Consider the following 19,518-nt stretch of genomic DNA (forward strand, 5'->3'; position numbering starts at 1 on the left):
CAGTTTTGGGTCGGCACTAACACCGGGACGGACCGGGAGGGCATGAAAAAAGGGGCTGGACGGGAACCCGGCCAACCCCTTGATTTTTCGATACTTTCTTACAGCTTGTTAGCTTAAATCTGGTGCCGGAAATAGGAATCGAACCTACGACCTACGCATTACAGAGGAGTGCACTACGCCCATCTGAAAGATAGAAGCTTGCCCAAATCAGCTCGGCTGCGTACAGCAGATGGCAGTTGTCTATGGCTGCATGAAATGCGCTTCCCGCAGAGCAATGTCCTCTCTCAGAATGCGCTGGATTTCCAGCACTGCCGCCGCGCTCTGTTGCACGCTGTGTCCTGAAATGATGATTTTCTCGGATTGCGCCCCGGGAAGATGAGCGCTGCGGTAAGGCACGAGACCATCATCGGAATCAGCGAGGGCCACTTCGGCATTGGCCTGGGCCACGATCGAGTGATAGCGCACCTGGGTAGAGATGGGAAAGTCCGCAGCCGTGCGCACGAATGGATCGTTTTCGTCGAGATTGTCGACGCTATTGGGGATATGCCCCAGGCTTTCATGGCTGCTGGCAGCCGCATCGGGCACCAGCGTGTGGGCGAGTTCTTCGAGCACCGTAATGGGAAAGCGGATAAATCCCGCCATCCAGCGCCCCAGGCGTCCACCCGCGACCGATGTGCCCCGATGAGGCGCCGCGATGAAGATGGCACTGCTGACATTCGGGAAGGGCTCGAAGCGCAACATGGGATCAATGCGCCTGATCTGCTGCGGCGTCAACCGACTGTGATCCGCAGCCAATTGCACCAGCGATTGATCGGTTGACGACACCATCAACCGCGCGATGACCCCGCCCATGCTATGCCCCACCAGCACGAGGTCGGACGACGCCGGCGCTTGGCCGGATGGGTCGAAATGCGTCAGCGTCTCCCCGAGCGCCCTGCGAATCATGGCGTGGTTCAACGCGACTGGCATGTTGGTCGGGTAGTAGACCTGCCAGATCTGGTAATGCTGGCGCAGGGCCTCATCGCCCAGGATTTCGTTGGCGAGTTCCACCCAGGCTTCAGGGCTGCTGGCCAGTCCGTGCAGCATGACGATGATCCGCCTGTTCGGATCGTAGGGCTGCATCAAGTAGACGTGCGGGCGGTCGATGCCACCCTCGCGCCCGAGCAGGCTGCGCAGCGACTGGCGGTTGAAATTGGCACGGGCCAGCCATACGCCATAGCCGGCCGTGAAATTGGCCGCCAGCGGCACACGTTGGCCGCGCAGCATAATGGCCGATTCCACATAGGGGTCATGCACCGTCAGACGGGCTGTACGAGCATGCAGCACACTGTCCAAGTTGTCTCCGTCGGGATGCAGCAGAACCGTCATGGACGGCGCGGGCATCTCGCTCCAGGGCAGCGGTTGCTGATCATGTTTTGCCGCTGGGCGACCACCCCGAGTTGGGACGGCGCTCAGGGACTCGTCCGGAATGACCGCCACAAGCTCGGCGCCAAAGCCGTCGCGCCGGTAGAGGCTACGCAATCCACGGAAAGACAGGGACGAGGCTGGCAGGAGTTCGGCTGGCACCGCCGTAGTGCCCGGTAAGCGCGCGCCGCGCATATCCAGCTTCAGTTCCCAGCCTGCAATGTTCCAACTGGTCTGGTCGGGCAACTGCGTCGGCATTTGTTGCCGAACTTCGAACATGCCGGTGGCCGCATGCTCGACGGCATAGTTATACCAATCCCGCACTTGGGTCTGGCGATCCTCGAAGGCCCGCTCTCCCGGAGTATGGTCACCAAGGAACAGATAAGCATAGGCATAGCGAATCGTCTCAAGCCAGGCGGCTTGCTGCGCTGAACCGGGCTTCATGGCCTGAGCCTGCGCCAGCCATAGTTCGGACAGTGCAGCCAGGCGTCTATCCGTGGCAACCCCCGTCACGGTAGCCAAGGCCTCCGCGCACTCCGAGGAGATCGGCTTTGCGCATGCCTGCTCATCCAATGCCGCCACCCTGATGGTCTGGACAGTCGCATCGCTGAGCTTGCCACGTGTCAGGATGTCGCCGCGCTTGAGTTCGATGGCCTCCCTGGCAGGTAGCGTATGAACTTCAACCACTGGGCCGAACTCGCGCAGGATCGAGCAGCCCCCCAGCAGCAGCGGAGCAAGAGCGGCGCATGTAATGAGAAGGCAGGCCTGCGGGAACCTCATGGATTCACCTCGTTGGCAGGGATGCCTGGCACGCCTTGTCGAATCGACATCGAGAAGTCATCCTCTGACACATCGGAAGCAAGGGCACGTTCGTTGATATGCCCCAGTGCCTGCAATTCATCGTAACGATAGCCAGGCGTCAATCCATGCATGTCGTAGACGTACCGCGCAAAATATCCAGACAGCAGCAGGCGATAGTCCATTGGCAATGCGGGCGCAATGACCCGGGCCAGCTCGAATACGATGGTCGTGCAGTTACTGGTTAACGTGTTGTAAAAGCGCGGTTTCTGCCGCAGTTCATTGGCCGCGTTCAGAAACTCCAGAAACAACGCGCGGGCACTCGCCTGATTCATCTGCAAGCGATAGAGATAAACATCTTCGCCTCGCGCGTTGCTGCGCGTACGCACAATGTCTCGCTCATCGGCGGCTACCAGGATCTGCTCGAACTGACGGAAGAATCCTCCTACCGCCGAGAAGGACTCATGGCGTTCCTTGCGAATTTCCAGCGAGAACACCACGCGTTCACCGCCATCGAAGCCGAACGACACCAGGGTGTGGGCGATGTGCGGCCCCATCCAGTAGGAAAGCACCAAGTCGGCGCTGCGCAGACGATCCAGGTCGTATGTGCGGCTCTCCCACTGCGGGGTGTAGTCGGTTTCGCTGCGCCACTGGAAGTTGCGCACATTATTCAGGTGAACATGGTTGCCGTCGATCCTGGCCTCCAGCAACTGGGCGACATCGTCAGCCCATACACGCTGGTGTGACGGCTGCAGCGTCCCCCACCACATGAGCAGGGAGGCGGCTGCGATCACAAATGCGAATCCGGCGATGTTGCGATTGCGCCGCCCAAGCAAGCCCGCCCGCGACAAGACAACGGTCACACCCAACGTAGACCACATGGCAATGACGAACCATCGCACCACCGAAGGTCCCGGCATCTGATGCCACAGAGCCAGCGCACCCCACACAGTCAGCAGCAGTACCACAAAGCCGATCGCCAAGCCTGCAAGGGCGCGCAGGACTATGTGCATCACTCCGCTCATTGAGGCTGCAAAAGCTCAAGCAACAGTTGCCGGTGCGCATCCCGTAACTGCACCAGCGAGATGGAAGGACTGCCCTTGGACAGCATCGAGGAACTCAGCCACAGCACTGCGGGCGCGAGCGCCAACGGGAAGAAGTGTTCGGTCAAGACGCCTGGGCGAATGACGCCTCGGCGTATGTTGCGGTGGATGATGGTCTGCGCCCGCTCTTTCAGCCCGAGCGCAACTTCGTTGTGCCAACGCTGCACCAGCTCTGGAGTTCGGGCGCTTTCGGCCAGAAGCAGCCGGTAGATCGACATCGTGGCAGGGGAGCTGAAGGTCGCGTACAGGCGATCCAGGTAGACATCTACCAGCTCTGGCAACGTCAGATCCTCATCCGGGAGCCAGCCCTGGAAATCACAAATCTGCTTCGTCGTACGTTCGAGCAAGGCGTGAAAAATTTCTTCCTTGCTTTTGAAGTGGGCATAGATGCCAGCCTTGGACAAGCCCGCGCATTCCGCCAGGCGCTCCATCGACACTGCGTTGTATGTCCGATCCGCGAATTCGACCAGGGCCGCGTCGAGTATTTCCTCTTTCCTGGCGGCAGAGGACAGGTAGCGGCGCTTGTTGTCTGGCGCGTCATCTTTCTTGGGTGGCATTCAAAGGCTCTGTTCAAAGATCTGAGGGGTGTTCCCATGGGCCTGTCACCGGCTCTACCAAGAATCAGGGCCTTCCTTGAACCCAAGCCGGCAGCTCGAATTGACCTGCGTCAATGACCGACGAGCCCGCTGATTGCGGTTCTTGGATTGTAACGTATAATTGAAAGCAACCGTCCAGTCGTTTGTTTTCAGATTTCACAATGCAGATCAACACAGGGCGCGAGTGAACCCGGCACATCGGGTTACGACACAGGAAGAGCGCCCTATCAACCAGCCGGGGAACACGGGGATGCACATATCAACAAGGAGATGAAGTGGGCTTGACAGCACTTGCAAGCAAGAAAGTAGGGCCTGCGGACACCAGCCACGAACCCCGCATTGCGGGGGTGGCAGCCATTCCCTCCTCTGCGACCAGACCCTCTTCAGCCCGATACCTGTACGGAACGTGACCATGCTCCCAACTTCCCCGTTGTTTCCCGCGTTCAGATTGCGCGCTGCCTCGTTGGCCCTGAGCGCCGTCGTCTTGACCGGCTGCATGTCGCTCGCTCCGGCGCCAGACACCCCGCCATTGCCCGTGCCCGAAGCCTGGCCCGCGCATCTTGGATCAGGCACCGACGGCGCCCACGCGGGAGAGCTTGCCTGGCAGGCGTACTTCACCGACCCCCTGCTGCAACGCCTCATCGAGACTGCGCTGGAAAACAACCGCGACCTGCGCGTGGCCGCGCTGCGCGTCGAGGAAGCCAGCGCCACATTCCGCATTCAGCGCTCGGATCGTTTTCCTGCCATGGGCGTGGGCGCCCAAGGTGGACGCGCGCGGGTCCCTGGCGACCTGAACATGTCGGGCCGATCGCTGGTGGGCGGCGAGTACCGGGCCGAGGTGGGTTTGACCACCTGGGAACTGGATCTGTGGGGTCGGATCCGCAACCTGGAAGACGCCGCCCTGCAAGCTTGGCTGGCTTCCGACGCGGCTCGCCAGGCCGTCCATTTGGCGCTGATCGCCCAGGTGGCAGACGGCTATCTTGGCCTGCGCGAGATCGACGAACGCGTGGCGATCGCACGGCAAACCGTGACCACCCGCGAGGAGTCCTATCGCATTTTCCGGCGCCGCGTCGAAGTCGGCTCGACCTCGAAGCTGGATCTCACACAGGTCCAGACCCTGCTGAACCAAGCTCAGGCGCTGCTGACGCAGCTTGAGCAGGCTCGCACCACGCAACTGCACGCCCTGGCACTGCTGGTAGGCGCTGATCCCGGCCCGCTGCCCGCCAAGGCACCCTTCGATGAAACGACGGTTCTGGCTGAGCTGCGGGCCGGTCTGCCTTCGGAGCTGCTGGTCAGTCGCCCGGACATCATTTCCGCCGAACACCAATTGCGTGCCAGCAATGCCCACATCGGCGCGGCCCGCGCGGCGTTTTTGCCGCGCATTGCGCTGACCGGCAGCTTCGGCACGGCCAGCTCCGACTTGAATGGCTTGTTCGATTCCGGCAGTCGTGCCTGGACCTTCATGCCCACCCTGTCGCTGCCCATCTTCGATGGCGGGCGCCGCCGCGCCAATCTGGAGCTGAGCGAAGTGCGCCGCGACATCGCCGTCGCCGGATACGAAAAAACCATTCAAACGGCCTTCCGCGAGGTGGCCGATGCGCTGAGCGCAAAGCACTGGCTGGCTGAGCAGTTGACGATCCAGAGAGCCAACCTGGAAGCGCAAAGCGAACGCGCACGCCTGGCCAAGTTGCGCTACGACAACGGCTCGGCCGCCTTCTTGGAAGTGCTGGATGCCCAACGCGATCTGCTGGGAGCCCAGCAACAACTGGTACAGGCGCGCCGCGCGCTGCTGTCCAGCCAGGTGGCGCTGTATGCCGCGCTCGGCGGCGGCACCCTCGCCGCAGCCGGCGAGGCACAGGGTGCGGCCTCGACTCCCGCTTCCACCCCATCAACCCGTTAAGGCACGCCGAACCCATGACTGTCTCCCCCTCTCTCAAGAAAAAACTCCTGGTCGCTTTCGCTGCAGCGGTTGTTGCCGCGCTGGCCTGGTGGAGCTGGACGAGGTTTACCGACAGCGGCCCGGGCGAAGGATTCGTCAACGGCAATGGCCGCATCGAAGCCACCGAGATCGACGTGGCCACCAAACTTCCCGGCCGCATCGAAGACATCCTGGTGCGTGAAGGCGATTTCGTCACAGCCGGCCAGCCACTGGCCAAGATGCGGCTGGAAACGCTGGAAGCGCAGCGCGACGAGGCCCTGGCCATGCGTCAGCAGGCTGAGCATTCGGTGACCGCGGCGCAGGCACAGGTGGCGCTGCGTGAAGCCGACGTGACTGCCGCCTTGGCTCTGGTTGGTCAGCGCGAGTCCGAACTGGACGCCGCGCAACGGCGCCTGACACGCTCCAGCACGCTGTCGAGTGAGGGAGCCGCCTCGATCCAGGAACTGGACGATGACCGGGCGCGCGTACGGGGCGCCCAAGCGACCCTCGCGGCCAGCAAGGCACAGGCCGCCGCTGCCCGCGCCGCGGTCGAAGCCGCCAGGGCGCAGCTTGTCGGCGCGCAGTCCAGTGTGTCCGCCGCTACGGCCAGTATCAGCCGCATCGAAGCCGACATCCGCGACAGCGAACTGCGGTCTCCGCGCGACGGACGGGTTCAGGTGCGTGTCGCGCAACCCGGTGAGGTGCTTGGAGCGGGCGGACGTGTCTTGAACCTCCTTGATCTGTCGGACGTGTACATCACCTTCTTCCTGCCCGAAACCGTGGCCGGCCGCGTTGCGCTGGGCTCGGAGGTTCGCATCATTCTGGATGCCGCGCCCGAGTATGTGATTCCAGCCACCGTTTCCTTCGTCGCCAGCGCGGCGCAGTTCACTCCCAAGACGGTGGAAACCGCCAGCGAGCGGCAGAAACTGATGTTTCGCGTGCGCGCGCAGATTTCGCAGGAGCTGCTGCGTGAACACCTGGACCAGGTCAAGACCGGGCTGCCCGGCGTGGCCTGGGTCAAGCTCGACGCCAGTGCCGAGTGGCCTCAAAACCTGTCCCTTCGCGTGCCGGAGTAAGGTATGAGCTACAGTGCGCAGCTCGCGACCGTTGCCAGTGCCCATCAGGTAAGCCTGCGCTACGGCGACGTCATTGCCCTGGATGGCATCGACCTGGACATTCCCGCCGGGCGGATGGTCGGCCTGATCGGCCCCGACGGCGTGGGCAAATCCAGTCTGCTCTCATTGCTGGCGGGTGTGCGCATCATCCAGGAGGGCACGGTCGAGGTGCTCGGTGGCGACATGGCCAGCAAGGCCCATCGCAATAAAGTGTGCCCGCGCATCGCCTACATGCCGCAGGGACTGGGCAAAAACCTGTATCCGACGCTCTCGGTCGAGGAGAATCTGCAATTCTTCGCGCGGCTGTTCGGCCATGACGCGCCCGAGCGCCGCCAGCGCATCGATGAGCTGACCCAGGCCACGGGCCTGTTCAAATTCCTGGCACGCCCGGCAGGCAAGCTCTCCGGGGGCATGAAGCAGAAGCTGGGCTTGTGCTGCGCGCTGATTCACGACCCGGATTTCCTGATTCTCGATGAACCGACGACCGGCGTGGATCCGCTGGCGCGCGCACAGTTCTGGGATCTGATCGAACGCATCCGCGCCGACCGCCCCGGCATGAGCGTGATCGTGGCCACCGCCTACATGGACGAGGCGCAGCGCTTCGACTGGCTCGCCGCCATCGACGACGGCAAGGTTCTCGCCACCGGCACACCGAAGGAATTGCTGGAAAGAACAGGCAGCCCGAACCTGGAAGAGGCGTTCATCCGCCTGCTCCCAGAAGAGAAAAAGCGCGGGCACAAACCGGTGGTCATTCCTCCCTTGCCGGAAGACGGCGCCGACGACATCGCCATCGAGGCCAAAGGGCTGACCATGCGCTTTGGCGACTTCGTCGCCGTCGACAGCGTGTCCTTCCGCATCCGGCGCGGTGAAATCTTCGGCTTCCTCGGCTCCAACGGCTGCGGCAAGTCTACGACGATGAAGATGCTCACCGGGCTACTGCCGGCGAGCGAGGGACGAGCCTGGCTGTTCGGTCATGAGGTGGACCCGCATGACTTGGACACCCGCCGCCGCGTCGGCTACATGTCGCAGGCATTCTCGCTCTACAGCGAAATCACGGTACGCCAGAACCTGGAGTTGCACGCCAAGCTGTTCAGCGTGCCCCCGAAGGACATTCCGGGCCGCGTCGAAGAGATGGTGGAGCGCTTCGGCCTGGTGGAAGTCATCGACAGCTTGCCGGCCAGCCTGCCTCTGGGCATACGCCAGCGCCTGTCGCTGGCAGTCGCCATGGTGCACAAGCCCGAACTGTTGATTCTGGACGAGCCGACCTCCGGGGTCGATCCAGTAGCGCGCGATGCATTCTGGCGGCTGCTCATCGAGCTGTCACGTCGCGACCGGGTGACGGTCTTCATTTCCACCCACTTCATGAACGAGGCCGAACGCTGCGACCGCATGTCAATGATGCATGCGGGCAAGGTGCTCGACAGCGACGTGCCCGCCAAGCTGGTCGAGAAGCGCGGCGCTAAAACCCTCGAAGAGGCCTTCATCGGCTACCTCATCGAGGCGGAGGGCGGCACGGTCGCTCCCGCCGGCCCCACCGAGGCCGCCAATACGGCGATTCAGACGCCAGCGACACACACTGAGCACATCGGGCACAACGCTGAAGGCTTCAGCCTGCGCCGCATGCTCAGCTATCTGTGGCGCGAAGCACTGGAACTGCAGCGCGATCCGGTGCGCGCCACCCTGGCGCTGGGCGGTTCGCTGCTCCTGATGTTCGTGATCGGCTTCGGCATCACCATGGACGTCGAAGACCTGAGCTATGCGGTGCTCGATCGCGACCAAACCACGCTCAGCCAAAGCTACACGCTGAACCTGGCCGGCTCGCGCTACTTCACAGAGCACCCGCCTATCGTCGATTACGAGGATCTCGACCGGCGCATGCGCAGCGGCGAACTGTCATTGGCCATCGAAATCCCCGCTGGCTTTGCCCGCGATGTGTTGCGGGGCCAGAACGTGCAGATCGGTGCGTGGCTCGACGGCGCCATGCCGCAGCGCGCCGAAACCGTGCAGGGCTACGTTCAGGGCATGCACCAGCACTGGCTGCTGGTACAGGCCAGCGAGCGCGGCGGCGCCAGCGCAGCAGGCAATGCGAGCGTCGAGACGCGCTTTCGCTACAACCCCGATGTCAAGAGCCTGCCGGCGATGGTGCCCGCCGTGATTCCCCTGTTGCTGCTCATGCTGCCGGCCATGCTGACCGCGCTGGCGGTGGTGCGCGAGAAAGAGACAGGCTCGATCACCAATCTGTACGTGACGCCGGTGACGCGCATCGAGTTCCTGCTTGGCAAGCAACTGCCCTATGTCGGCCTGGCCATGATGAACTTCCTGCTGATGAGCCTGCTCGCGGTCACCATCTTCGGTGTGCCGGTCAAGGGCAGCTTCTTGACCCTGGCGCTGGCCGCGCTGATCTTCTCCTTCGCCGCGACAGGCATGGGGCTGCTCGCCTCGGCCGTCACGCGCAGCCAGATCGCGGCCATGTTCTTCGCCATGATCGGCACCCTGATTCCGGCCACCCAGTTCGCCGGCCTGATCGATCCAGTGTCCTCGCTCGAAGGCTCCAGCAAGTTCATCGGCGAGATCTACCCCGCCACGCACATGATCTCCATCAGCCGTGGCGTTTTCAGCAAAGCGCTCGGCTTGCCCGACCTGACATGGCCGCTGTGGTCGATGCTCCTGTCGGTTCCGGTGATTCTCGGCGCGGCCGTTTTGCTACTCAAAAAGCAGGAACGCTGAGATGCGCAGACGAAACCTGGCCAACATCTACCAGCTCGGTGTCAAGGAGCTATGGAGTCTTTGGCGCGATCCGATGATGATCGTGCTCATCGTCTACGTGTTCACCGCGTCGGTCTATACCTCGGCCACGTCCATGCCGGAGACGCTGCACAACGCGCCCATCGCCATCGTCGATGAAGACAATTCGGCGCTTTCCCAACGGATTGCCTCGGCGTTCTACCCGCCGCAGTTCACGCCACCGGCCATGATCGACTATGGAAGCGTGGATCCGGGCATGGATGCCGGGCAGTACACCTTTGCCCTGGTCATTCCGCCCAACTTCCAGCGCGACGTGCTGGCAGGGCGATCACCCGCCGCGCAGCTCAATGTCGATGCCACCCGCATGAGCCAGGCCTTCACCGGCAGTGGTTACATCCAGCAGATATTCACCGGTGAAGTCAACGAGTTCGTCAAACGTTATCGCGGCGCCACCGTGCCACCTGTGGATCTGGCCTTGCGCGCACGCTTCAACCCCGCCCTCGACAAGGCTTGGTTCGGCTCGGTGGTGCAGATCATCAACCACATCACGCTGCTGTCCATCATCCTGACCGGCGCAGCACTGATCCGCGAGCGCGAGCACGGCACCATCGAACACCTGCTGGTGATGCCCGTGACTCCCGCCCAGATCATGCTCTCCAAGGTCTGTTCGATGGCCCTGGTCGTGCTGATCGCCTCCTTCCTGTCGCTCACCCTCATGGTGCGCGGCGTCCTGGGCGTGCCCATCGAGGGCTCCATCGCGCTGTTCTTCGCCGGTGCAGCGCTCAGTCTGTTCGCCACTACGTCGATGGGCATCTTCATCGCCACGCTGGCGCGCAACATGCCGCAGTTTGGCATGTTGATGATGCTCACCATCATGCCGCTGCAGATGCTGTCGGGTGGCACTACGCCACGCGAAAGCATGCCCGAGATCGTGCAGAACATCATGCTGGTCGCACCCACCACCCATTTCGTGGAACTGAGCCAGGCCATCCTTTATCGGGGCGCGGGGCTGGAGACGGTGTGGCAGCCCTTCCTGGCGCTGGCCTTGATCGGCGCGGTGCTGTTTTTCCTGTCGCTGGCACGCTTTCGCAAAACGATCGGCCAGATGGCCTGATCGTTTGACCGCCCGATTGGGCATTTCAACCCAAGCAAGGAGTTTGACCATGAGCAATGAAACCATCCCCCTCAACCTCTTCAAGGCGAACCTGGAACTGCAACTGCGCCTGCAGCGCCTGATGCAGGAAAACGGCCAGCAATGGCTGGAGAACGCCACGCGCGCGGGCAGCGAAAACATTGCCGAGTCCGGCACTGAGATCGAAAGCCTGCTCAAGGCCCAGAACTGGCAGGAGTTGGCCACGCTGCCCGCGCAGGCCTTCTGGCGTCAGTTTCAGCACCAGATGGGTGGCGCGCAGGCACTAACGCAAGTCGCAATCAAGAATCAGACCACCTTCACCCAAGGCCTGCAGCAAGCCATTCAGGACTGGCAGAAATCGGTCACGCAGGCCGTAGGCCAGGCAGATGCGATATTGCCGTTCCAGGATATTTTCAAGCAATGGGGAGCGGTGTGGGCCAAGGCACAGGACAAGGACGCACCAGCCAAGACAGGTGGTCGCAATGCCGGCTGAGCAACGCACTGCACTGGTCACCGGCGGCAGCGGCGGCCTGGGCGAAGCCATCGCCCGGGCCTTGCACGATGCGGGCCATACCGTGCTCATCGTCCATTCGCCGGGCAATGCCAGCATTGGCGCGTGGCTGAAAACCCAAGCCGGCGAAGGTTACGACTTCGCCGCCTACGGCGCGGATGTGGCCGACCATGCCTCCTGCCAGGAGCTGGCCGGCCTCATTCAAGCAGACGGTCACCACATCGACATTCTGGTCAACAACGCGGGCATCACGCGTGATGCTACGTTCCGCAAGCTGAGCTACGCCGATTGGGATGCGGTCCTGCGGGTCAATCTCGACTCCGTTTTCAACGTCACCCGGCCATTCATCGACGGCATGCTCGAACGCGGCTGGGGCAGGATCGTCAACATCTCCTCGATCAACGGCTCCAAGGGGCAGTTCGGCCAGACCAACTACTCCGCCGCAAAAGCCGGCATGCATGGCTTCACTAAAGCCCTTGCGCAAGAGGTGGCGCGCAAGGGTGTGACAGTCAACACCGTCTCGCCGGGGTATCTGGATACGAAGATGGTGACGAGCATGTCGGAGGAAGTGGTCAAGCAAGTGACTGCCGGTATTCCCGTGGGTCGTCTGGGACGGCCTGAGGAAATCGCCGCACTGGTTGCATTCATCGCCAGTGAGTCTGCGGGGTTCATGACCGGCAGCAACGTGTCGATGAATGGTGGCCAGCACATGTACTGAGTGAGGAAGGGCCGGCAAGACGATGTGCCTGCGGCCCCTTTTCATTCAATTTTTCAGTTTCATCATAGACGGAGTGCCCATCGCCATGAATCAAGACACCACGACATCACCAACGGCCGCTTGGGGGCAGTTGCTGTGGGACCCGTTGCGACTATCGGCGATGGCAAACGAGTATGCAGTGGATGCCTGGCAGCGGTCCATTCTGTATGCCGACGTTCGCCGCCAACGCGGCAACCAGTACCAGGAGCATTTGCAGGAGCAGACGCCGAACGTACTCGACTTCGCCTCTGAGGTCATCATGTCCGGGCTGGACCTTCCGCAGCCGGTCAACTATGGCCTCGTACGTATCCTGCCGCCAGCCGACACGCCGAGCGATCCCCACAAGCGACCGTTCGTGGTGGTCGATCCACGAGCGGGCCACGGCCCAGGCATCGGCGGCTTCAAACCCGATAGCGAGGTCGGCGCGGCTCTCAAGGCTGGCCATCCCTGCTACTTCGTAGGCTTTCTGCCCGATCCCGTTCCCGGCCAGACCGTCGAAGACGTCATGCGCGCCGAAGCGGCCTTCGTGCGCAAGGTCGGCGAGCTGCACCCCGACAGCCGCGGCAAGCCTGCGGTCATCGGCAATTGCCAGGCAGGCTGGCAGATCCTGATGGCAGCCGCCGTCTGGCCCGAACTGTTCGGACCGATCATCGTGGCCGGTGCGCCGCTGTCGTACTGGGCGGGCGACATGCCGATGCGCTACGCGGGCGGTCTGACCGGCGGTAGCTGGTTGACGGCATTGACCAGCGACCTAGGAGCTGGTCGGTTCGATGGTGCCTGGCTGGTTCAGAACTTCGAAAACCTGGACCCGGCCAATACGCTTTGGACCAAACAGTACAACCTGTACGCCAAGGTCGACACGGAGGGCCCCCGCCACCTGCAGTTCGAGAAGTATTGGGGCGGCCACGTCTTCCTGAATGACGTGGAAATGCAGTACATCGTCGATAACCTGTTCATCGGCAACAAACTGAGTACGGCGCAGCTGGTGACGTCTGATGGCGTGCGCATCGACCTGCGCAATATTCGCTCGCCGATCGTGGTGTTCTGCTCCTATGGGGACAACATCACGCCACCGCCCCAGGCCCTGGGCTGGATCACCGATCTGTACCGCAACGATCTGGACGTGATGGGGCATGACCAGACCATCGTCTACGCCACCCATGACAGCATCGGGCATCTGGGTATCTTCGTCTCCGGCAGCGTCGGGCGTAAAGAGCACCAGGAGTTCGCCGCCAACATCGACGTCATCGACGTGCTGCCGGCCGGTATCCACCGCATGCTGGTCGATGAAAATCCAGACGGGTCGCAGGAAGGCGAGCCGACCGGGAACGCCTACCTGACTCGGATCCAGCGCAGCAACATCGATGAAGTCCGTGAGATCGTCCGTCCCGACCCTGAGAACGATCGCCGGTTCGCCGCCGTTGCGCGGATCTCCGAGGTCAACCTGGCTTGCTACCGCAGCTTCGTGCAGCCATGGATGCGTGCCCTGGTCACGGACCAGGGTGCGAAGTGGCTGGAGCCGCTGCATCCGCTGCGCATGGGCTATGAATTGTGGTCTGACAGGCATCCGCTCGCCGCCGCAGTACATGAGGCTGCGCAACACGTGCGCGACCATCGTCAGCCCGTCTCCGAGGCCAACCCTTTCCTGCAACTGCAGGCGCAGTTTTCCACCGCCGTCGAACAGATGCTGGATCAATTCCGTGATTGCCGCGACCAGATCTACGCACAGGCGTTTGACACGCTGTACAGCCTGCCGCTGGTGCAGGCCATGACTGGACAGAGCCTGCACGACGATGCACCGCCGCGACCCCATCCCAGCGAGACGCCCGAGCATCGCCAGTATCTGGCGCAAGAGTTGACACGGCTCGAAGCGGATATTCACAGCGGCGGGATCACCGAAGCCTCCATACGGGCGCTGTTCTTTGTGCTGGCCGCGCGTGGCGAGGCCGACGGGCGGCACTTCCGGCACGCAGAGGAACTCGCGCGCCCCCATTTGGCAAACGACTTCGACATGCAGGTCTTTCGCCACCTCGTTCGTCGGCAGGCTTTGCTCATGAGGCTCGACGAGGACGCCACGGTGTCCGCCATCCCCGGATTGCTCAACGGCATAGCGCCTGATGACATCCGCCAGGTGGCGGGAATGATCGTGCAAGTGATTGGCAGCGGCGGTGTGCTGTCCGCACAAGAACAAACCAGGCTGGAACAGGTTTCTACCTTGTTCGAGCAGGCCGAGCGCCAAGCGCAGGCGGCTTCGGCGCCCGCCGTGATAAGTCCCGCCACTGATACCTCCGCTACGGTCGTGGACGCGAAGTCGACAACCGCCATGCCACGCTCTGCCAGTGGCACATCCGCTGCGGTCGAGGATGCGAATGCGGCGCCAGCCATGCCGAGCTCCGCCAGTGACACCTCCGCTCCGGCCATAAACACGACCTCCAAGACATCCTCTCCAAAGCCTAAGGCGCCTCAGAAGAAAACTGCTACGCAGAAAACTGTGTCCAAGACGCCAGCCGCCCCGCGGACAAGTCAAACACGGCGAGGGAAAGGCAAATGACGACGTCCTCCGCACCGGTCGATGGCGCCGCCGACGCATTGCAGGTTCTGCGCAACCGCACCTTCGACGAGATCGCCATCGGCGACAGCGCCAGCCTCGAACGCGCGTTTTCGCCGCAAGACATCCACATGTTCGCGCTGCAATCGGGCGATGTGGATCCGGAATCTTCGGTGTCTTCGCCCTCGCGGGACACCACGGAGGCCATTTGTGCAAACGTCCTGATCTCGGCTGTGCTGGGAACACGCCTGCCGGGGCCTGGAACCCAATATGTCAGCCAGAACCTGCGCTTGCTCGGAGCCGTTCGGCCCGGCGACAGGCTGACCGTGCAGATGCAGGTGAGCAGCAAAGACACGGCCACCCATCACGTCACGCTGGACTGCACCTGCACCAGCCAGGAGGGGGTGGCGATTTTCCAAGGCCAGGTAGAGGTCGTAGCGCCCACTGAGCGCATTGAAAGAACGCGCACGGCGTTGCCGGAAATCCATCCGGATGCGCAGGGCCGCACAGGCCTGCAGCACCTGCTGGCGCATGTCGCGCACTTGCAACCGATTCGGGTAGCCGTCGCCCATCCGTGCGATGTCCCCAGCCTGTCCGCTGCGCTCGAAGCGCGCCACGCGGGGTTGATCGAGCCGGTGCTGGTCGGGCCACGAGGGCGGCTCGAAGCAGTCGCCACCGAGGCCGGGCTGGATCTGGCCGACGTCGCCATTGTGGACGTCCCGCACAGCCACGCCGCTGCGCAGCAAGCCGTCGCCTTGGCAGCCGCAGGTGAAGTCGAAGCCCTGATGAAAGGGAGCCTGCACACCGACGAACTGATGTCCGCGCTGGTTTCGGCAGCAGCGGGGTTGCGCACCAAGCGCCGGGTCAGCCATTGCTTCCTGTTGCAGACACCGGCCTATCCGCGCCCGTTCATCGTCACCGATGCGGCGATCAATATCGCCCCGAATCTGGAACAGAAGGCAGACATCATCCGCAACGCCATCGAGCTGGCACAGGTGATCGGCGTGCGCGAACCCAAGGTCGCGATCCTGGCCGCGGTCGAGACGGTCAGCCCGACGATGGCGGCCACGCTGGACGCTGCGGCGCTGTGCAAGATGGCCGATCGCGGCCAGATCACTGGCGGCCTGCTCGACGGGCCGCTGGCCTTCGACAACGCCGTCTCCATCGCCGCTGCGCGTATCAAGGGGATCGTTTCCGAGGTCGCCGGGCAAGCTGACATCCTCGTCGTGCCTGACCTGGAGAGCGGCAACATGCTTGCCAAGCAGTTGATCTTCATGGGCGGCGCAGCCAGCGCCGGGATCGTTCTTGGAGCCAAGGTGCCAGTCATTCTGACCAGCCGCGCCGACTCGCGTGATACACGCATCGCCTCATGCGCGATCGCACTGATGCTGGCCCACCACTATCGGCTGTCACCCCCTTGAGCCGACTTATCGGCAACTTATTAACCCCCTCTTTTTAATCCACCCCTTTGGAGGAAACACCATGCAGTACTCATTCTCTGGCCGCGTAGCCCTGGTCACCGGTGCAGGGTCTGGCATTGGCGAGGCCATTGCCCGGCTGCTTGCAAGCAACGGCCTGAATGTCGTCGTCTCCGATGTCAGCGCCGACAATGCGCAGCGCGTCACCAGCCTCATCAACGCCGAGGGCGGCCACGCCGTGGCCAACGTGGCCGACGTGGCATGCATCGATGAGGTCCAGGCTGCCGTGGCCTGCGCGGTCGATACGTTCGGCGACCTTCATTTTGCCGTCAACAACGCCGGTATCGGTGGCGACCAGAGCCCGGCGGGAGAACTGGACCCTGCCGCCTGGCGCCGGGTGATCGATGTCAACCTGAACGGCGTGTTCTATGGCCTGCGCCATCAGATTCCCGCCATCCTGCGCTCGGGAGGCGGCGCCATCGTCAACGTCTCCTCCATCCTGGGGGTGGTGGGCGACGCAGCGAACCCTGCGTACGTCGCAGCCAAACATGGCGTGACCGGGCTGACCCGCTCGGCAGGACTGGCCTATGCGTCCAAGGGAATCCGGATCAATTCGATTCATCCCGGTTACGTGCGTACGCCCATCCTGGATTTCCTGGATGAATCGGCCCTCCAGAAGGCCGTTGACCTGCATCCGATCGGTCGTCTGGGTACATCGGACGAAATCGCCCATGCCGTGGCGTTTTTGCTGTCGGAAGGAAGCAGCTTCCTTGTGGGCACCCAGCTCATCGCCGATGGCGGCTACACGGCGCGCTGAGTCTGAAGACGATGAGACAGCAGACACCCCCGCACACCTCGGCGAAGTCGCGCGGACGGCGCGCAGAGAGGACGACCTGATGGACGTCACCATGGCCCGCTCCGGGCGCCGCGAACACGGACTGATCCTTGTGCTGAACTGCGGTTCATCCAGCATCAAGTTTGCGGTGTTCGATTCCTCGGCCGCGCCACTGCCGCGTCAGGCATTGTGGAATGGCAAGGTGCAGGGAATCGGCGGCGCCAACCCGGATTTCGGAGAGACCGGAGTTGCGCCGTTCTCGATCGAACTGGACACGGCACATCCGTATCGCGCCGCACTGCGCCTCATCCGCGATCGTGTCAGCCGGCGGCTCGACGGCCGCCACGTAGGTACGGTCGCCCACCGTATCGTCCACGGCGGCAGCAAATACTCCATGCCCGTGCGCCTGGACGCAAATGTCCTGGCCGACCTCAAGGGCTACATTCCTCTGGCCCCGCTGCACCAGCCATTCGCGCTCGAAGCCGTGGAGATCCTGCTGCGGGAGCAGCCAGATCTGCCACAGATGGCTTGCTTCGACACGGCCTTCCACCACACTTTGCCCCAGGTCGAGAAGATCCTGCCGTTGCCCTATGCCGCATGGGAGCGCGGTCTGCGTCGGTACGGGTTTCACGGCCTGTCGTATGAGTACATGGCAGTGGCCTTGCCCGAACGCCATGGCGACGCCGCGTGCGGGCGCACCGTCGTTGCCCACTTGGGCAGTGGCGCCAGTCTGTGCGCCATGCAAGGACTCAAAAGCGTGGCCACCACCATGGGCTTCTCCGCGCTTGACGGCCTGATGATGGGCACCCGCACCGGCGCGCTCGATCCGGGTGCGGTGCTCTACCTGATGGAAGTCGAGAAGCTCTCACTAGAGCAAGTGGGGCGCGTCCTCTATCACGAGTCCGGCCTGCTCGGCGTTTCGGGAATCTCGGCCGAGCCGCGCGTCATTGTCGGGCACGAGAACGATGCAGGCGAAACGGGGGAGCGAGCGCGCTTGGCACTGGCCCTTTACGTGCGACGCATCGTGCGCGAGATCGGGGCCCTGGTCGCCGTGCTGGGCGGTCTGGACATGTTGGTGTTCACGGCGGGTGTCGGTGAACACAATGCGTTCATTCGCGAGCGCATCTGTGCGGCGCTGGGCTTTCTGGGCATTGCCCTGGATACCGACGCCAACGCCCGCCACGCGGCGAAGATTTCCAGCGACCACAGCCAGGTCATCGTGGCGGTCGAGCCCACCAACGAAGAGTGGATAGCCGCCAGCCACGCACTGTCCTGCCTGGACAGGGAGAAGGCGCGATGACGATCGATGCCTTCCATGGATTCACGCTCGCCATCGTGCTGTTGTTCGTGGGCAAGGGCCTGGTTGCGCGTTGGGGCATCTTGCGTCGATACAGCATCCCGGAATCCCTGGTGGGCGGCCTGGCCTGCGCCCTGGTTGTCTTCGCCCTGTACTACGGTGCGGGGATCGTCGTCAGTTTCGATCTCGAAGCGCGTGACGCGCTGCTGCTGTACTTCTTTGCGGCCATTGGCCTGGGTACCGACGCCCGCACGCTGCGCCATGGTGGGCGGCCCTTGCTGATCCTGTCGGGGTTGGCCATCGGGTTCATGGTGCTGCAGAACCTGGCCGGGATGGAGATGGCACGCGCCTTCGGCCTGGATCCGCGCGCCGGGCTGATGGTGGGATCGATTTCCCTGACCGGAGGCGTGGGCACCACCTTGGCCTGGTCCGATCACTTCGTTCAAAACCTCGGCATTGCGCAAGCGCAGGAACTGGGATTGGCAGCGAACATGATCGGCCTGATCGCGGCCTGCACCATCGGCGGCCCGATCGCAAGCCTGCTCATGCACAGGCATCGGCTTCAAGCCGGAGACAGCGCCCTGGAAATTGGCACGCTGCACAGCAATGAGCAGCATGCCCGCCTGGACTACTACGGCGTGCTGCTGGCATTGCTCTGGCTCAACTTGGCCTTGATGCTGGGATACGGAATCAATGCCTTGGTAGCGCGTACCCCCGTCACGCTGCCCGCCTTTGTGGGCTGCCTGCTGGCCGGGATTCTCCTGCGCATGGTGGCCGACTGGATGAGGCCGAGTGGGGGCGGACGTCTATGGAACTGGCCGAGCATGCAGCCAGGCATTGCCCTGGTCTCCGATATCTCACTGGGCCTGTTTCTGACCATGGCGCTGATGGGACTCAGGCTCTGGGAGCTGCAGCCCGTGCTTGCCTTCATCACGGCGGCGATGCTGGTGCAGATTGCCCTGGTCATCGCATTCGTTTTGCTGATTGTTTTTCGGGCAATGGGCAAGGATTACCAAGCCGCCGTGGTGTGCGCGGGTTTCGGCGGTATTGCGCTGGGATCTACCGCCACTGCCATCGCCAACATGACGGCGGTGACTCGGGAGCATGGTGCGGCACGCGAGGCGTTCATTGTGGTGCCCCTGGTATGTGGGTTCGTCATCGATATTGCGAACGCACTGGTAATCAGCCTGATGGCCGGTTAGGCGAAGCGAAACAGCGGAGCGAGCTGGCAGATGGATACATCGCTGACGCGCTGGCGAGGCGTCGTCGCCCAGGAAATCGCAATCGACTCCCGTTTTCAAGCAAGGGGCTCTTTCTACTTGTGCAGAAATAGAGGTAATA

General features: G+C 62.9%; 14 protein-coding genes. 11 read left to right on the forward strand and 3 right to left on the reverse strand.

What is annotated here, in order from left to right; all coding sequences use genetic code 11:
* Window positions 1-240 precede the first annotated feature (240 nt).
* The 3 genes from ACO2Q9_RS16490 to ACO2Q9_RS16500 are packed head-to-tail and all read right to left on the reverse strand — an operon-like array spanning window position 241 to window position 3,862.
* Window positions 241-2,184: an esterase/lipase family protein gene (locus tag ACO2Q9_RS16490; RefSeq protein ID WP_068679668.1), complete on the reverse strand. Its 1,944-nt coding sequence runs from the start codon at window positions 2,182-2,184 to the stop codon at window positions 241-243.
* Complete coding sequence (locus tag ACO2Q9_RS16495; protein ID WP_068679670.1) at window positions 2,181-3,215, reverse strand: DUF4105 domain-containing protein; 1,035 nt, start codon at window positions 3,213-3,215, stop codon at window positions 2,181-2,183. Before ACO2Q9_RS16495 ends, ACO2Q9_RS16490 begins: the two co-directional genes overlap by 4 nt.
* An 8-nt stretch (window positions 3,216-3,223) precedes the next feature.
* The gene (locus ACO2Q9_RS16500; RefSeq protein WP_068679673.1) at window positions 3,224-3,862 is read right to left on the reverse strand and encodes a TetR/AcrR family transcriptional regulator; all 639 of its coding nucleotides are present in this window, start codon (window positions 3,860-3,862) and stop codon (window positions 3,224-3,226) included.
* Between the two features lie 451 nt (window positions 3,863-4,313).
* On the opposite strand from ACO2Q9_RS16500, the gene ACO2Q9_RS16505 reads away from it, so the two are divergent.
* From ACO2Q9_RS16505 to gltS, 11 genes are all read left to right on the forward strand, one after another.
* Window positions 4,314-5,801, forward strand: coding sequence for an efflux transporter outer membrane subunit (locus tag ACO2Q9_RS16505; RefSeq protein ID WP_132978746.1), 1,488 nt, complete (start codon window positions 4,314-4,316; stop codon window positions 5,799-5,801).
* Window positions 5,802-5,815: 14 nt separating this feature from the next.
* The gene (locus ACO2Q9_RS16510; protein ID WP_132978745.1) at window positions 5,816-6,895 is read left to right on the forward strand and encodes an HlyD family secretion protein; all 1,080 of its coding nucleotides are present in this window, start codon (window positions 5,816-5,818) and stop codon (window positions 6,893-6,895) included.
* Window positions 6,896-6,898: 3 nt separating this feature from the next.
* Complete coding sequence (gene rbbA, locus ACO2Q9_RS16515; RefSeq protein WP_132978744.1) at window positions 6,899-9,661, forward strand: ribosome-associated ATPase/putative transporter RbbA; 2,763 nt, start codon at window positions 6,899-6,901, stop codon at window positions 9,659-9,661.
* A 1-nt stretch (window position 9,662) separates the two neighbouring features.
* On the forward strand, window positions 9,663-10,793 hold the full coding sequence (locus ACO2Q9_RS16520) for an ABC transporter permease (RefSeq protein ID WP_423312893.1): 1,131 nt from the start codon (window positions 9,663-9,665) through the stop codon (window positions 10,791-10,793).
* 49 nt (window positions 10,794-10,842) lie between these two features.
* On the forward strand, window positions 10,843-11,304 hold the full coding sequence (locus ACO2Q9_RS16525) for a phasin family protein (protein WP_044396478.1): 462 nt from the start codon (window positions 10,843-10,845) through the stop codon (window positions 11,302-11,304).
* The gene (gene phbB / locus ACO2Q9_RS16530) at window positions 11,294-12,040 is read left to right on the forward strand and encodes an acetoacetyl-CoA reductase (protein ID WP_068679679.1); all 747 of its coding nucleotides are present in this window, start codon (window positions 11,294-11,296) and stop codon (window positions 12,038-12,040) included. The genes ACO2Q9_RS16525 and phbB overlap by 11 nt, the downstream gene beginning before the upstream one ends.
* 85 nt (window positions 12,041-12,125) lie before the next feature.
* Window positions 12,126-14,630 carry a DUF3141 domain-containing protein gene (locus ACO2Q9_RS16535; RefSeq protein WP_132978742.1) on the forward strand — a complete coding sequence of 835 codons (2,505 nt, stop codon included), beginning with the start codon at window positions 12,126-12,128 and terminating at the stop codon, window positions 14,628-14,630.
* Complete coding sequence (locus ACO2Q9_RS16540; protein WP_068679681.1) at window positions 14,627-16,048, forward strand: bifunctional enoyl-CoA hydratase/phosphate acetyltransferase; 1,422 nt, start codon at window positions 14,627-14,629, stop codon at window positions 16,046-16,048. The genes ACO2Q9_RS16535 and ACO2Q9_RS16540 overlap by 4 nt, the downstream gene beginning before the upstream one ends.
* Window positions 16,049-16,109: 61 nt before the next feature.
* Entirely contained in the window at window positions 16,110-16,862 is a 753-nt protein-coding gene (locus ACO2Q9_RS16545) for an SDR family NAD(P)-dependent oxidoreductase (protein WP_054667835.1), read from the forward strand.
* 79 nt (window positions 16,863-16,941) lie between these two features.
* Window positions 16,942-18,180, forward strand: a complete 1,239-nt coding sequence (locus tag ACO2Q9_RS16550) for an acetate/propionate family kinase (protein WP_054668798.1) — start codon at window positions 16,942-16,944, stop codon at window positions 18,178-18,180.
* Window positions 18,177-19,379 (forward strand): sodium/glutamate symporter, encoded by a 1,203-nt coding sequence (gene gltS, locus ACO2Q9_RS16555; protein ID WP_132978741.1) that lies wholly within the window; start codon window positions 18,177-18,179, stop codon window positions 19,377-19,379. The genes ACO2Q9_RS16550 and gltS overlap by 4 nt, the downstream gene beginning before the upstream one ends.
* Window positions 19,380-19,518 lie beyond the last annotated feature (139 nt).

It is taken from the genome of Variovorax sp. VNK109 (genome assembly GCF_049445855.1).
Taxonomy (GTDB): Bacteria; Pseudomonadota; Gammaproteobacteria; order Burkholderiales; family Burkholderiaceae_C; genus JAGOCV01.

Bases quoted from the DNA above. Each gene is read 5' to 3' on its own strand.
- ACO2Q9_RS16490 (WP_068679668.1), bottom strand. From the start codon at position 2,184: ATGAGGTTCCCGCAGGCCTGCCTTCTCATTACATGCGCCGCTCTTGCT.
- ACO2Q9_RS16495 (WP_068679670.1), bottom strand. From the start codon at position 3,215: ATGCACATAGTCCTGCGCGCCCTTGCAGGCTTGGCGATCGGCTTTGTG.
- ACO2Q9_RS16500 (WP_068679673.1), bottom strand. From the start codon at position 3,862: ATGCCACCCAAGAAAGATGACGCGCCAGACAACAAGCGCCGCTACCTG.
- ACO2Q9_RS16505 (WP_132978746.1), top strand. From the start codon at position 4,314: ATGCTCCCAACTTCCCCGTTGTTTCCCGCGTTCAGATTGCGCGCTGCC.
- ACO2Q9_RS16510 (WP_132978745.1), top strand. From the start codon at position 5,816: ATGACTGTCTCCCCCTCTCTCAAGAAAAAACTCCTGGTCGCTTTCGCT.
- rbbA (WP_132978744.1), top strand. From the start codon at position 6,899: ATGAGCTACAGTGCGCAGCTCGCGACCGTTGCCAGTGCCCATCAGGTA.
- ACO2Q9_RS16520 (WP_423312893.1), top strand. From the start codon at position 9,663: ATGCGCAGACGAAACCTGGCCAACATCTACCAGCTCGGTGTCAAGGAG.
- ACO2Q9_RS16525 (WP_044396478.1), top strand. From the start codon at position 10,843: ATGAGCAATGAAACCATCCCCCTCAACCTCTTCAAGGCGAACCTGGAA.
- phbB (WP_068679679.1), top strand. From the start codon at position 11,294: ATGCCGGCTGAGCAACGCACTGCACTGGTCACCGGCGGCAGCGGCGGC.
- ACO2Q9_RS16535 (WP_132978742.1), top strand. From the start codon at position 12,126: ATGAATCAAGACACCACGACATCACCAACGGCCGCTTGGGGGCAGTTG.
- ACO2Q9_RS16540 (WP_068679681.1), top strand. From the start codon at position 14,627: ATGACGACGTCCTCCGCACCGGTCGATGGCGCCGCCGACGCATTGCAG.
- ACO2Q9_RS16545 (WP_054667835.1), top strand. From the start codon at position 16,110: ATGCAGTACTCATTCTCTGGCCGCGTAGCCCTGGTCACCGGTGCAGGG.
- ACO2Q9_RS16550 (WP_054668798.1), top strand. From the start codon at position 16,942: ATGGACGTCACCATGGCCCGCTCCGGGCGCCGCGAACACGGACTGATC.
- gltS (WP_132978741.1), top strand. From the start codon at position 18,177: ATGACGATCGATGCCTTCCATGGATTCACGCTCGCCATCGTGCTGTTG.